The sequence below is a fragment of the Blautia faecis genome (genome assembly GCF_020554845.1).
GTDB lineage: Bacteria > Bacillota > Clostridia > Lachnospirales > Lachnospiraceae > Blautia_A > Blautia_A faecis.
On the sequence record NZ_JAJCIA010000049.1, the window covers coordinates 13,518 to 27,898 of the forward strand.

Consider the following 14,381-nt stretch of genomic DNA (forward strand, 5'->3'; position numbering starts at 1 on the left):
CTCCTGTATCGCACTTATAATGAAAAAAATAATCCTGGCCGCAAAACCAGGCTCTAATCTTCTTATTCTATCCTATTATCAAAGCATGGAAAATATGATAGAATATAAAACAGAATGATTTTTTATCAGATACAGGCTTTTTTTATTCCATATAATTGGCAGAAGGAGGAAAAAACGTGTCCCTACAATTCATCATCGGCAGCTCCGGTATTGGCAAGACGCATTATGCATGTGAACAGATCATCCGAGAATCTATGGAAAATCCACAGCACCTGTACTATATTATCGTCCCGGAACAGTTCACCATGCAGACACAGAAAAACGTAGTCGAAATGCACCCCGGAAAGGGAATCCTGAATATCGATGTGCTCAGCTTTCAGCGCCTTGCCTATCGTATTTTCGAGGAGACAGGCGGTGCCATGGAAGTGCTTCTGGATGACACTGGAAAAAGTATGGTTCTTCAGAAGCTGGTGCAGCAGCATCGCAAAAATCTGCCCTACCTTGGCAACCAGATGAACAAACCGGGCTATCTGGACGAAGTGAAATCTCTGATTTCAGAATTTATGCAGTATGATATCCGGGAAGAAGAACTGCAGGACATGCTGGGAAAAACAGGGGAAGACTCTCTTCTTCATATGAAAATGCAGGATGTGGGTGTCCTTTATCAGGCCTTTCTTCAGTATCTGGAAGGTCATTATATGACCGGCGAAGGCGTGATGGACGCTTTGAAAAAAGCCATTCCTTTTTCTGATAAACTGAAAAAATCCGTACTCCTTCTGGATGGCTTCACCGGTTTTACTCCGGTGCAGATGAACGTGATCCGGGAACTTTTAAATGTCTGCGATAAGGTTCTGGTAACTGTCACCATGGATGCCGGAGAAAATCCCTTACAGATGGGAAAACCACATCAGTTATTCTATATGAGCAGGAAAATGATCCACACATTGTCCGGTCTGACTAGCAATCTGGATGATCCCATTCTTCTGAAAGATGAGAGAAAGGGCCGCTTTGGAAATTTCACCTCCCTTGACTTTCTGGAGAAGCATCTTTTCCGCTACAGAAGATCTGTCTATGAGAAGAAACAGGAAGAAATCTGCATATTTGCAGCAGAATCCCCTGTAAAAGAACTGGAAGAGACAGCCAGGAGAATACGCCGTCTGGTCCGTGAAAAAAATCTGAAATACGGAGAAATCGCTGTGATTACCGGAAATCTGGAGGCGTACAAAAGTATTGCATCTCAGGTATTCGAGGAATCCCGGATCCCTTATTTCCTGGATGAGAAGCACACCATTCTGATGAACCCATTTATAGAATATATTCGTGCTGCTCTTGAAATGGTTACAAAGGGTTTTTCCTACGAAAGTGTTTTCCGGTATCTGCGCTGTGATATGTCAGGCCTTGCAAGGGACCAGGTGGATATGCTGGAGAATTATGTGCTTGCCCTTGGAATTCGCGGTTACAAAAAGTGGTCCGAGAAGTGGGTGAGAGTTTACCGGACCATGGATCCGGAGGATATTCAAGTCCTGAACGAATACCGGGAAATATTTGTGAGGGAGGCTGAGATCCTGGCTCAGGGATTTTCCAGTGGAAAGAGAAAAGTATGTGAATATTGTTATAGTTTATATCAGTTTATCGAAAGCTGTGAAATACAGAAAAAACTAAAGAAACAGGAGCTTTTCTTTAAAGAAAAAGGAGAAAAAGCTCTGGAAAAAGAATACGCCCAGATATACGGAATTGTTATGGAACTTCTTGACCGCATGGTAGAGATCCTTGGAGAGGAAGAAATTACAAGAACGGAATTTGTCCAGCTTCTGGAAACTGGTTTTGCCAAGTCAAAGGTTGCGCTGATCCCGCCCAGTATGGATCAGGTCCTTGTTGGAGATATGGAAAGAACCCGTCTGAAAGAAATAAAGGCATTGTTTTTTGTAGGTGTAAACGAGGGGAATATTCCGAAAAATACAGACTCTGGCGGAATTTTGACCCAGATGGACAGAGAATTCTTTGCAGATGAGGGAATGGAGCTTGCACCAGGTCCGAAAGAGCTGATGAACACCCAGCGCTTTTATCTGTATCTGAATCTGACAAAGCCAAGTGAGCATTTGTGCCTTTCCTACAGTTTATCAAATGGAAAAGGAGAACCTATAAGTCCTGCATATCTGATCCACAGTATACAGGCTCTATATCCCGGACTGGAGGTGAAAAATGCAGGTGATGAGGAATTCAGCCTGAACGCCATGGAGCTTCCGGGAACCAGTCTGGAATGCTTCCTGAAAGGTCTTGGAGAGGGCGCTGTGGGACAGGGAAGTCCTTTGTACAGCGAGCTTTACAGCTGGTATCTTAGAAGTCCTAAATATAGGACTTTAGCCAGGAAGCTGGTGGAGGCTTCCAGAACCAGAAAGCCTGCCGATATTATCAGCGAAAGTGTGGCAAAGGTTCTCTATGGAGAGGTGTCGCCCTACAGTGCCACCAGGCTGGAGCGTTATTCTGCCTGTGCTTTTGCCCATTTCCTCCAGTATGGTCTCAAACTTACGGAGCGTGCAGAGTATGAATTCCGCGCCATGGATATGGGAAATATTATGCACAAGGTGCTGGAGTCTCTGATAAAGGAAGTGAACAAAGAAAAGCTTTCTCTGGCAGAGCTTTCTGAGGAAGAGAGGGATGCGCTGGCAGACCGCCTGGTAGATGAAATAAGTGCAGATTATGGCAATACCATTCTAAAAAGCAGTGCACGCAATGAATATATGATTCAGCGCACCAAGCGAATGGTACGAAGAACTGTGTGGGCAATTCAGAAACAGCTGAAATCCGGGGAATTTGAGCCGGAAGGTGTGGAAGTTGTTTTTCAGGGCGGTCGGATCGATCGCGTGGATACTATGGAGACAGATGATGGGAAGCTGTATGTCCGGGTCATTGATTATAAGACCGGGAATACTTCTTTTGATCTGGTTTCTTTGTATCATGGTCTGCAGCTGCAGCTGATGATCTACATGGACGGTGCCCTTACCGTAGAGCAAAACAAGCATAAGGATAAAGATGTGATTCCTGCAGGGGTATTTTATTACAATATCAAGGATCCTATGATTCAGGAAAAAATAGATGCAGATATAGAGACTGTCCAGGAAAAAGTGCTGAAGGAACTAAAGATGAACGGACTGGTTCTGAAAGATAAAGAACTGGTACAAAAAATGGACAGTTCCCTTGTGTCAATTCCCGTATCCTTTAACAAAGACGGAAGCTTCCGGAAAAATTCTTCTGTAGCCTCAAAAGAGCAGTTTGATATTTTAAACCGTTATGTAAAAACAAAGATTTCTCATATCAGACAGTCCATTATGACCGGAGATGCCCAGGTTTCCCCTTATATGATGGGAAAGAAAAATGCCTGTACCTACTGTCCTTACAGCGGCGTATGCGGTTTTGATATGGACATTCCAGGCTATGAATTCCGCAGGCTGAAAAACTTTACAGATGAAGAGCTGTGGGATGCTTTTGTGAAGGAGGTGGATGAATAATGGCAGTGAACTGGACGAAAGAGCAGGAGCAGGTTATTAATTTAAGAAACCGGAATATTCTGGTAAGTGCAGCAGCTGGTTCCGGAAAGACTGCGGTGCTTGTGCAGCGAATTCTAAAAAAGGTGATGGATCCGGAGCATCCTGTTGACATTGACAGGCTGCTGATCATGACGTTCACAAGAGCAGCAGCAGGGGAAATGCGGGAACGAATTGCAAATGCCCTGGAGGATGCTCTCTGTGAGAATCCGGACAATGAGCATCTGCAGCGCCAGACTACCTTGATCCATACGGCGCAGATCACCACGATAGATGGCTTCTGTGCTTATGTGATCCGCAATTATTTCCATCTTATTGGTCTGGATCCTGGTTATCGGACAGGAGAAGAGGGAGAATTGAAGCTTCTGAAAGAGGACGTGATGAAGGAGCTTCTGGAGAACTATTACATAAAAGATGACAAAAAGTTTAAGTATTTTATCGAATGCTACGCATCCGGCAAAACAGATGATGGAATCAAAGAATTGATCTATTCTCTGTATAATGCTGCCATGAGCAATCCATATCCGGATACCTGGCTGGAAGAATGCATAAATAGTTATAGAAATACGGATTTAGAGTCTGTAAAATCATCAGAATGGATGAATTTGTTATGGAAAAACATTACGGAGGATCTTTGTCAGGCAAAGGAACTGATTACTCAGGCTAGGAGCTTTTGCAATGCGTCAGGAGGGCCATACCTGTATGATGAAGCACTGCAAAGTGATCTCATCCTCATTCGTGAAGCAGAAGAGAAAGCCGCCGCCGGTGATTTTGACGGAGCAGGGGAGCTTCTTGGTAAACCGGCTTTTGCCGCTCTTTCCAGAAAGAAACCAAAAGATCCTGTAGATGATACGCTGAAGGAGCAGGTAAAATCTCTTCGGGAAAATGCAAAGGATATTTTAAAGGATATTGGAACGCGGTATTTTTCCGTAAAGGAGGAGGAACTTCCAGTGCTTCTGGAAACCTGCCGGGAGCCTGTAGAAATGCTGGTGGAGCTTACCAGGGAATTTATCCGTATGTATGGAGAGAAGAAGCGGGAAAAAAATATTCTGGACTTTACGGACATGGAGCATTTTGCTCTGGAAATCCTGATTCAAAAGGTTCATGCAGCGGAAGAAAATGGCGAAAACGACGGTGATTGGACGGGAGAGAAAAAGTATATTTATCACATGAGTCCGGCAGCGCGTGAACTTTCCATGAAATATGACGAGGTCATGGTGGATGAGTACCAGGACAGTAACCTGGTACAGGAAATGATTACCAACTGTGTTTCCGGCTGGGCAGATGGAAGAAAAAATATATTTATGGTAGGTGATGTGAAGCAGAGCATTTACCGGTTCCGCCTTGCCAGACCAGAGCTTTTTATGGAAAAGTATGAACAGTACAGTTTAACGGACAGTACAGAACAGCGAATCGATCTTCATAAAAACTTCCGAAGCCGGTCTCAGGTATTGGATAGTGCAAACTTTATTTTCCGTCAGATTATGGGAACAGATCTTGGTGGAATTGCTTACGATAAAGCCGCAGCTCTTTATCCTGGCGCTGTGTTTCCGGAAGGAAACAAGGAAAGCTTTCTTCCTGCAGAAGTTCTTCTGGTAGAAAAGGATTCCGAAGAACTGGAGGATCTGATGGAAGGAAAGGATGCCCGGGAACTGGAGGCTCTTGCTATTTCCCACAGAATTAAGGAAATTGTGGGAAAAGAGCTGGTACTTGATAAGGAAACCAAAGAATATCGTCCTGCGAAATACGGAGATATTGTAATCCTTCTCCGCACCGCTTCCGGCTGGTCAGAAACCTTTACAGAGGTACTTTCTGCCCACGGAATTCCTGTGTATGCCGCTTCAAAAACGGGATATTTTTCAGCACTTGAGGTGGTTACGATTCTGAATTATCTGCAGGTCTGCGATAATCCTCTTCAGGATATTCCTTTGACGGGTGTGCTGAGGTCGCCGCTGGTGGGATGTACTACCCAGGAGCTTGCCGTTTTGCGGGAAAAACATCCGAAGGGGATGTTGTATGACAGCGTGTTGAATTTCCTGAAAGAATATGAGGGGCAGGAAAGAACTCTTTACCACAAATTACATGGGTTTATAGTCCTTCTAAATGAAATGCGTGATCTTGCGGTGTACACTCCTGTCCATGAGCTGATTCTTGAGATTCTCCGCAGAACCGGCTATGGTAATTATGCAAAAGCTCTGCCAAATGGTGCACAGCGGAGCGCCAACCTCGCTATGCTGGTGGAAAAGGCAATGGATTATGAGAAGACCAGTTACAGAGGCTTATTTAATTTTGTCCGATATATTGAACATTTGCAAAAATATGAAGTTGATTATGGCGAAGTAAATCTTTCTGGTGCAGGAGAAGGTTCCGTGGAAATCATGACGATCCACAAGAGCAAGGGACTCGAGTTTCCGATTGTAATCCTTGCCGGTATGGGAAAACAGTTCAATATGCAGGATCTGAACGCCAGACTTCTGATTCATCCGGATTACGGTCTTGGCGCTGACGCCATTTTGCCAGACCGGCGGATGATTGTGTCAACACTGTATAAGCAGGTGATCCGCCGTAAGCTTCTGGAAGAGACTCTGGGGGAGGAAATCCGAGTACTTTACGTTGCCCTGACGCGTGCCAAGGAGAAACTGATCATGACCGGAACAATAGGAAATCTGGAAAAAAGGCTGCTTTCTTTATACAGATTCCGCGAAAATGAACAGGAACTTCTTCCGGCAGAAACGAGACTGAATGGAAAAACTTACTGGGATTATGTGCTTCCTGCGCTTGCAAGGCACCGCTGCATGGATGAACTTTTTGAGGAGTTTGGATTGCTGCCATCCCATGATAATCTGCTTTATGATGATCCGGCAGAGTTTCAGGTGAAAAGGATCACAGCGCGGACTTTAACGGAGGCTGAAGTGGTGGAACAGGCTGTCGGGCAGATGGAAGACGATATTCTGGATAACTGGGATTGTGAGAAAATCGTGGATCCTGAAATCAAAGCGGAACTGGAAAAGCGTTTTGGATTTGTATATCCTTATGAATATCGTAAAGATATTCCGGTGAAGGTCAGCGTATCGGATCTGAAAAAGAAGAGCTACCATGAAGATTCGGATATTGAAGAAGCTGTATATTTCGAACCGGACATTGTTCCGCTGGTTCCAAGATTTATTGAGGAAAAGAAGGAAACGGAAGAGGCGTTCACAGGTTCGGCAAGAGGTACTGCTTACCATCGTGTGATGGAATGTCTTGAGTACAATAAAACGGATAGTGCACAGCAGCTGAAAGAGCAGATCAACGCATTGGTTCAGAGCAAAAAAATGTCTGAGGCAGAAGCAGAATGTATCAGAATTTCAGATATTCAGTTTTTTGTGAATGGGGCACTGGGGCAGAGAATGAAAGTCGCTGCATTATCGGGGCTTCTTTTCAGGGAACAGCCTTTTGTCATTTCCAGAAGTGCTGCTGAAATAGATGAGGCATGGGATCCCAAGGAACGTGTGCTTGTGCAGGGAATCATAGACGCTTATTTTCTGGAAGGGGATGAGATCGTGCTGGTTGATTACAAGACGGATCGTGTGCGCAGAGGGGAAGAGCAGAAGCTGGTTGATCTGTATCACACTCAGCTGGAGGATTATGCTCAGGCACTTCATAGAATGACTGGGCGCAGGGTGAAAGAGAAGTATATTTATTCCTTTACGTTGAAAAAAGAGATATTGTTAGGATGATTGCTTGTGTTCGCAGAAGGTGCGTGGATGTGGCACGCCACATCCACGCACGTCGCAGGCGGAAGGGAAAACAAAAATTTGACAAACTTACACTCTCCACCCCGCTGGATACTTATTTTTCAATGTCCCATTCACAAGTTTTCCAAACCCAAGGGGATACCCTTCCACACAAAGCAAATGCCATCCTTTAGAATGAGCAGCCTCCTCAGGCTCAATCGTAAGAGTTTCCCCTTTCAGATACCGCTCCAGTCTTGGATCATCTACAGAAAGGGAAATCACAGCTTCAGCTTCATTTTTCCGGAAAGCCAGTGCAAGCGGCTGAGCCGGTTCAAACCGGTTTTTCTTCAGATTTCCCAGATAAAGTCCGTTCCGAATAAACGTAAGTCCTCTGAAATTATAGGAAACAGACGGCAGATAATAAACTTTATCTGCCCGGACCTCCACCCGGTTCCAGTCAAACTCCTGGCCATCTAAAGTTTTCAACCCGATTTCTCTGAAAAATTCTTCCATATACTTCCGGACATCTGCAGCCAGACGACTGGTCTTAGAAGTACCAGCGGAAGGTCCAGCCGTTCCCTCCTTTTGCAAGAGGGCTAGAAAATGCCCCTCCCCCTGCATCTTATGGGGAAAAATGCGCACACATTTTTTCAGTTGTGGATTCCCATCTCCCCATTCAGGATTTCCGGTGGAAAAGCCCTCATAATCCTCCATGGAAATCAGAGACAGCTCCGGCCGTTCCCTGAGAAGCCAGGAAATGATCTGCTCATCCTCACAAGGTGCAAAGGTACAAGTAGAATAAAGCATCTGTCCTCCCGGCTGCAGCATGTCTGCCGCATTCAGACAAAGCTGTTTCTGAATTCTGGAAAGCTCCTCAGACTTCTCAGGAGTCCAGTCTTTGGCAAGAGCTTCCTCCTTACGGAACATCCCCTCTCCGGAACAAGGTGCATCCAGAATGATCTTATGGAAAAATTCCGGAAAATTCTTTACCATTTTTTCAGGCTTTTCATTGGAAACAAAAAGATTGGGAATCCCAAACAGTTCCAGGTTTCGAAGCAGTGCTCTTGCCCTGGTAGTGCTGATATCATTTGCAACCAGAAGTCCTTCACCCTTTAGGGCGGAACCAACTGCAGTTGCTTTTCCTCCAGGAGCTGCACACATATCCAGCACATATTCCCCTGGCTCCACCGGAATACGGGAAGCGGGGGTCATGGCACTTGGTTCCTGAAGATAATAAAGTCCAGCCTGATAAAGAGCACACCGGGATGGCCTTACATCCTCATTGTAAAAATAACCATTCGAAACCCATGGGATTTTTTTCACTTCAAAGGGCACAATCTGTTCAAACTCCTCACAGGAAATCTTTGCCGTGTTTACCCGGAGCCCATAAGTACGCGGCTGTTCATAAGCTGCCAGAAAAGGTTCAAAATCATCCCCAAGCATATCCTTCATCCGATGAAGAAAAGCCTGAGGCAGAGCTGATAATCTATCTGAATCCATAGAAAAATCTCCTTAGTACTGAAATAGAATGATATGAGTGTCAGATTTACTGCGTAAATTTCACGAAAACAGTGAAACACATCTTGCAGAAAGCATTTTTTAAACACATTTTAGTATAGCGGAAGAAAAAGAACAAGTCAAACATAAGCAAAAGAATCCATTGGAATTTCCTGGTTTTTCCACTATAATTAAATATAGAATGATCATTAGAGCGTGTTTGAAAAATTATTCCTACAAATCATACTCCGGAAACGGTGTAAACAGCAATATACTTATAAAACAAGAGAGTGAGGGTATGAAATGCCTAAAGAAAAAATCAGCCTGAATTCTATTTACATATCAGAACGTTTACAAAAATCCCTGCAGCCTGTTTCCAACAGCGCACTGACTGCCATAACAGCCCCTATGGGATATGGGAAGACAACCGCAGTAAACTGGTATCTGTCCAGACTGGCGAAAGACAGTCTGGCTTTGCTGATCCGGATCAGTATTTACTCCCAAAACCTTTCCATCTTTTGGAAAAGTGTGCAAAATGCATTTTCCTTCGCAGGTCTTAACTTTCTGGAAAACTACGACTGCCCGGAAGATGAAGCCTCCGCTGGATTTTTGACGGAAATTCTATGCTATCAACTGGAAAAATGTGAAAATTGTTATATTTTTATAGATGACTTTCATCTGTTAAAAGATGACCGGGCGGACACTTTCCTGTGCAGAATGGCAGGGAGGATTCCGGAAAATGTGCATCTGATCGTAGCAAGCCGAAATCATTTTATCAGTGATGACTGGATTGTAAGGCTTGGAGGAAGACTTCACCGGATAGAAATAGACGATCTGCGTCTGAACTCTGGGGAGCTATCAGCCTATATCCGCCGCTGCGGAACCAGCATGACAGACAGCCAGCTTGAGCATCTTCTGAAATCCAGCGAAGGATGGTTCGCAGCTGTTTACCTGAATTTGTGTTCTTTTTCAAAATCAGGAGAATTGCCAGGAAAAACATCTGACATTTACCAGATGTTTTCCGCTTCCATGCTGAATCCTTTGCCAGAAGACAGAAAAGAATTTTTAAGTGCCATGGGGCTTGCAGATGAATTCACGGAAGAGATGGCAGAATTTATTACAAAAAGAGAAGACGTACACCAGATTCTGAAAATGCTCACCAGGCAGAATGCTTTTGTCACCTGCCTGAATGACGGGCAGACTTACCGCTTTCACCATATGATGAAAGAGTGCGCGTTTCGTGCGTTCAGAACACTGGATGATTCCAGACAGGCTTTCTATTATGAAAGATATGGTGAATGGTATGAAAAACATGGTGCCTATATCCATGCCTTGTCAGCATACCGGCGAAATCAGAATTTTGCAGCTATTCTCCGGGTGGTGCAAAAAGATGCCGGAATCTTACTTGCTTCTCTAAAACCGGAAGAGGTTCTGGAAGTTTTGAACAGATGTCCGGTTTCCGTTTTAAAAGAATATCCGCTTGCAATTCTGGTTCTTATGAGATGCATGTTTAACTGGAAAAATATTCCCAAAATGCTGGAACTGAAAGAACTTCTTCTGGCATCCATCAGAGAACATCCAAAGCTGTCTGAGGAAGAGAGAGGAAATCTTCTGGGCGAATGCGACCTGATCCAGAGCTTTCTTATGTACAATGATATTTCGAGAATGAGTCAGTTTCACCGCAGTGCCAGCGAGAAGATGACAAGACCTGCCATCAGTATCCGAAGTGACGGAGGCTGGACGTTTGGCTCCCCATCTGTACTTATGATGTTTCACAGGAAAAGCGGAGATCTTGACAAAGAGCTGGAAGAGATGAACCAGTGTATGCCTCATTATTACAAGATCACAAACGGACACGGACAGGGTGCAGAAACGATTATGAGCGCAGAGGCTCACTTTATGCGTGGAAATTTTGTTGATGCCCATATAGCATTGGAAAAGGCTTATACCCAGATTCAGGGAAACGGGCAGGAGAGCATTGCACTTTGCTGCGATTTTCTGGCACAAAGGCTGTCTATCTGTATGGACATAAAAATGAGAAATACATTTGAAGAACGTCGAAAAGAACTGCTGCAGGGGCATAATACCACCTGGGTCAATATTTTTGACAGCACCTGCGCCTATTACTATGCAGTCACCGGACAAACGGAGCGGATTCCGGCTCTCTTTGGAGCGCATATGCTTTCTACGGTGAATTTTCTGGCACCTGGGAGACCGATGATGGAAATGATCGAGAATCAGGTTTATCTTGCCCAGGGAGAATATTCGAAGGTGATCGGAAGAAGCGAATCCATTCTTGCCATGTGTCAGGCTCTTCACTACGATCTGGTGGCGCTTCATGTGCAGATCCAGCTTCTTGCGGCCAACTGGAAGCTGGGAAAAACAGAACAGGCGCTTGAACTTTTGAGAGGATCACTTTCCCAGGCTTTTCCAGATGGAATCCTTATGCCATTTGTGGAGAATTATCCATACATAGAGGAGCTTTTGAAGGGAAGCTTTTTCGGAATCAATGAAAATTTTCTTTTCAGGATCACCAGAATGGGGAAAGAATGGGAAATGCGGTGCGATCAGTTAAAAAAAGAGGAGGCGTATCCGCCGGTCTTTAAAGTACTGTCAGATCGTGAGCTGGAGATTACGGAGCTTATGGCGAAGCATATGAGCAACAAAGAAATCGCCCAGAGTCTGTTTTTATCCGAGGGAACTGTGAAGCAGTACATCAATCAGATTTATTCCAAATTACAGATTCCCGGGGATGTCCGGGTGAAGCGCAAGTATCTTTTGGAGATGATGGAAGGGAAAAGCTAACTGGAAGTTAATACTATTTTTGTCAGAGAAAACGTATAGTAAAGGTACAACATATTTCGACAGGAGGAAAATGGTATGAAGAGAAAAATAGTTACAGCGGTCATCGCGTTTATTTTATGTGCAGCAGTTGTTCCCACAGCTGGTATTTACAGCGTAATGGCAGAAAACGAGGATACGCTTCAGGTAGAGGACGGAGCTGACTATGCAGCACTTTCCGGTGTATGGAAAAATGAAGATGCACAGGCTGATGAAACTCTTACCTTAAGTGCAGACGGATTGTTTGTATATCACACCGGAGAAGGCGATGATGTTCAGGGATATCTGGAATATGTGGATGAATACAACGACGGAAATGGCAGATATGACATGTACAATCGCATGGGCATGTGGCTGGAGGGATTTTATCTGGACTCCGCGGATACTCTTCATATGGGAAATGACGGAGCTGCGGTTTTTACCAGAGCAGAGGAAGATCAGGCAGAAGAGAATTCGGAAGGTCAGACTGAAAACGAAGACAGCGTGGAAAAGAAAAGCTATGTCCTCATGTCAAATAAACGCTATACAGGACTGCGCCCTCTTTATAACAATTCCAGTTGGGAAGGAGGGTATTTCTATTCCGATATGACAGAGGACTGTATGACGGTGATCGTCAACTGCAGTGCTTTAAATGACAATGAATTCACCGGTACCCCGGAGGAATATATGGAACAGTTTGCAGGCTTTGTAAGTGAATCGGAAATAAAGGATTTCACAGCAGTACAGAACCAGGAATATACAGAGAAATTCACTTATCCGGCATATGAACTGGAATTTACCACCGGAGCAAATGAAGATACCTGCAAATGGAAAATGCTGTATTTCCAGACGGATACCAATACCTTTGCTTATGCTTACAGAGTTTCAGCGGATTTTGCTGAGGAGATGGAGGCGGAATACCGGGATGCCATTTCTTCTCTGGAGCTGACGGAGATTGAGGGCGTTGAAAATACAGAAACCACTTTCACTCAAGGGGAAGATTATGATCCAAGTGCCGAAGGAGAGAGCCTGGAAATGTTTATCTCTTATTTTGACAGCTGGTACCAGTATGGAGATTTAAATGCCATGAATATCCGGCTTTATGGAGAAGGAACCTGGGAAATCTACAACAGCCTGAATAGTGATAAAACAGGGGGATATTTTTTTGACAGCGGTACTTTTACCACACTTGGCACAACTGCCCTGAAATTGGTCAATGACAGCGGAATCTATGTGGCAGATGTTACTTTGGATGGAGATGGCGATCTGATGCTCAGTCCTGTGATTTCCGGATATGGAAATATTTATGCAGGTGCAGCTTTTTTACGAGAGTCCGATTCTATCGCCTACGAAGCCCAGACAGCTGACGATGGTGAAGGATACGGAGACTACATTCCTGATGAAGATTATGTAGAGGAAAGTGATCCGGGAGATACTTATTACTGGTATGATGGGGAAGGAAATGTAATGTACTTTGATGGTTCCGACAGCTATTATATAGGACCGGATGACGTGTTCTATATTGATGAGGCAGGAAGGCTGATGGAATACTGATAAGCAGGTAAAACTAGTACATCGTTTCGTAAATAACTATACCAATCGCGTAGGATGGGGATTCGAGTGTGCAGATTGCAGAAAGCCTTTTTCAAACACGCTCTGGGACGTGGACAAAAAGAATTTCCTGAAAAATATATGACAAATTTTGCAAGCCGAATACCTATGTGTATTTCGGCTTGCTTATTATTTACTGTTTTAAGATCATAGGGGATTTCATAAGCTTTCATTTTGTGATAAACTATGTGATAAAGCTAAACAAGCTTCGTGTTTTGAGCAGCGGAGATTTCATTTTGACAAAGATATGGGCAGGAGCTATCAAGGATGCAGATATGGAAAGATATCTTGAGATAAGGATCACAGAGTCTGGAAAAGTAGGAGAGGTTTTGCGGGCTGAGGCAGGGCTTACAAAGAGGCAGATCAGTCAGGCAAAGTTCAGGCCGGGAGGTATCCTTAAAAATGGAAAACAGTGCCGTGTAACGGAAATAGCAGTGCCTGGTGATCGGCTTCAGGTATGTCTGGAAGCGAAAGGGATTGATTCAAAGCAACTGGTGTGTCCAGATACAAGTAGTTTCATAGAACGAGGAAAAAAACAATTATTGGATTTCGAAAGACAAGAGCTGGAAGAAGGATTAAAACCCCAGAAACTTCAGATCCTTTATGAAGACCAGGATTTACTTGTAGTAAACAAGCCGGCTGGTATGGTGACGCACCCATCCGGAAGCCATTATCAGGACAGCATTTCTAACCTGCTTGCAGCCTATTTTCGTGAAAAAAATGAGACAACACGCATTCGGTCCATTGGACGTCTGGATAAAGAGACCTCCGGGATTTTACTTTTTGCCAGAAACCAGGTGGCGGCAGCCAGATTGCAGAAGCAGAGGGAAGAAGGAAAGCTGCAGAAGAAATATCTGGCGCTTGCAGAAGGAGATTTATCAGAAGCAAATGATTCTGTATTCTGGAAAGAAATTGCTATACCACTTGCCCCGGATCCGGAAAATCCCATGAAAATGACAATTTCTCCAGATGGACTGTTGCCAGGAAGCAGGAATGCAGTTACGTATTATAAGAACATAAAAAGTTTCGGCAATGTGACTCTTGTTGAGCTTCAGCTGGAAACCGGACGAACCCATCAGATCCGGGTTCACATGGCAGGGATAGGTCACCCTCTTCTGGGAGATACGATGTACAATCCTAGTACTGCATCCATCTAGTTTTTAAAGTGTTGTTGGATATAGCTTTGCCAGTT

General features: G+C 44.3%; 7 protein-coding genes. 6 read left to right on the forward strand and 1 reads right to left on the reverse strand.

Annotation, left to right across the window (positions count from 1 at the left end):
- Positions 1 to 176: 176 nt before the first annotated feature.
- On the forward strand, positions 177 to 3,509 hold the full coding sequence (gene addB / locus LIZ66_RS16710) for a helicase-exonuclease AddAB subunit AddB (RefSeq protein WP_227201065.1): 3,333 nt from the start codon (positions 177 to 179) through the stop codon (positions 3,507 to 3,509).
- Positions 3,509 to 7,264 carry a helicase-exonuclease AddAB subunit AddA gene (gene addA, locus LIZ66_RS16715; protein WP_227201066.1) on the forward strand — a complete coding sequence of 1,252 codons (3,756 nt, stop codon included), beginning with the start codon at positions 3,509 to 3,511 and terminating at the stop codon, positions 7,262 to 7,264. Before addB ends, addA begins: the two co-directional genes overlap by 1 nt.
- 87 nt (positions 7,265 to 7,351) lie before the next feature.
- On the opposite strand, the gene LIZ66_RS16720 is transcribed toward addA, so the two are convergent.
- Complete coding sequence (locus LIZ66_RS16720; RefSeq protein ID WP_227201067.1) at positions 7,352 to 8,761, reverse strand: RsmF rRNA methyltransferase first C-terminal domain-containing protein; 1,410 nt, start codon at positions 8,759 to 8,761, stop codon at positions 7,352 to 7,354.
- A 300-nt stretch (positions 8,762 to 9,061) separates the two neighbouring features.
- Here LIZ66_RS16720 and LIZ66_RS18650 point away from each other — a divergent pair, with 300 nt between their 5' ends.
- The 4 genes from LIZ66_RS18650 to LIZ66_RS16735 all read left to right on the forward strand — a co-directional run bounded on the left by LIZ66_RS18650 (position 9,062) and on the right by LIZ66_RS16735 (position 14,346).
- On the forward strand, positions 9,062 to 11,563 hold the full coding sequence (locus tag LIZ66_RS18650; RefSeq protein WP_276530707.1) for a helix-turn-helix transcriptional regulator: 2,502 nt from the start codon (positions 9,062 to 9,064) through the stop codon (positions 11,561 to 11,563).
- 75 nt (positions 11,564 to 11,638) lie between these two features.
- Complete coding sequence (locus LIZ66_RS16730; RefSeq protein ID WP_148461243.1) at positions 11,639 to 13,132, forward strand: hypothetical protein; 1,494 nt, start codon at positions 11,639 to 11,641, stop codon at positions 13,130 to 13,132.
- 68 nt (positions 13,133 to 13,200) lie between these two features.
- A complete protein-coding gene (locus LIZ66_RS20255) occupies positions 13,201 to 13,263 on the forward strand; it encodes a hypothetical protein (RefSeq protein ID WP_368072586.1) in 63 nt (20 codons plus the stop codon).
- A 162-nt stretch (positions 13,264 to 13,425) separates the two neighbouring features.
- Entirely contained in the window at positions 13,426 to 14,346 is a 921-nt protein-coding gene (locus LIZ66_RS16735; protein WP_227201068.1) for an RluA family pseudouridine synthase, read from the forward strand.
- Positions 14,347 to 14,381: the final 35 nt, after the last annotated feature.

Excerpts from the sequence above, each read along its gene's own strand:
- LIZ66_RS16720 (WP_227201067.1), bottom strand. The coding sequence starts at position 8,761 with ATGGATTCAGATAGATTATCAGCTCTGCCTCAGGCTTTTCTTCATCGG.
- LIZ66_RS18650 (WP_276530707.1), top strand. The coding sequence starts at position 9,062 with ATGCCTAAAGAAAAAATCAGCCTGAATTCTATTTACATATCAGAACGT.
- addA (WP_227201066.1), top strand. The coding sequence starts at position 3,509 with ATGGCAGTGAACTGGACGAAAGAGCAGGAGCAGGTTATTAATTTAAGA.
- LIZ66_RS16730 (WP_148461243.1), top strand. The coding sequence starts at position 11,639 with ATGAAGAGAAAAATAGTTACAGCGGTCATCGCGTTTATTTTATGTGCA.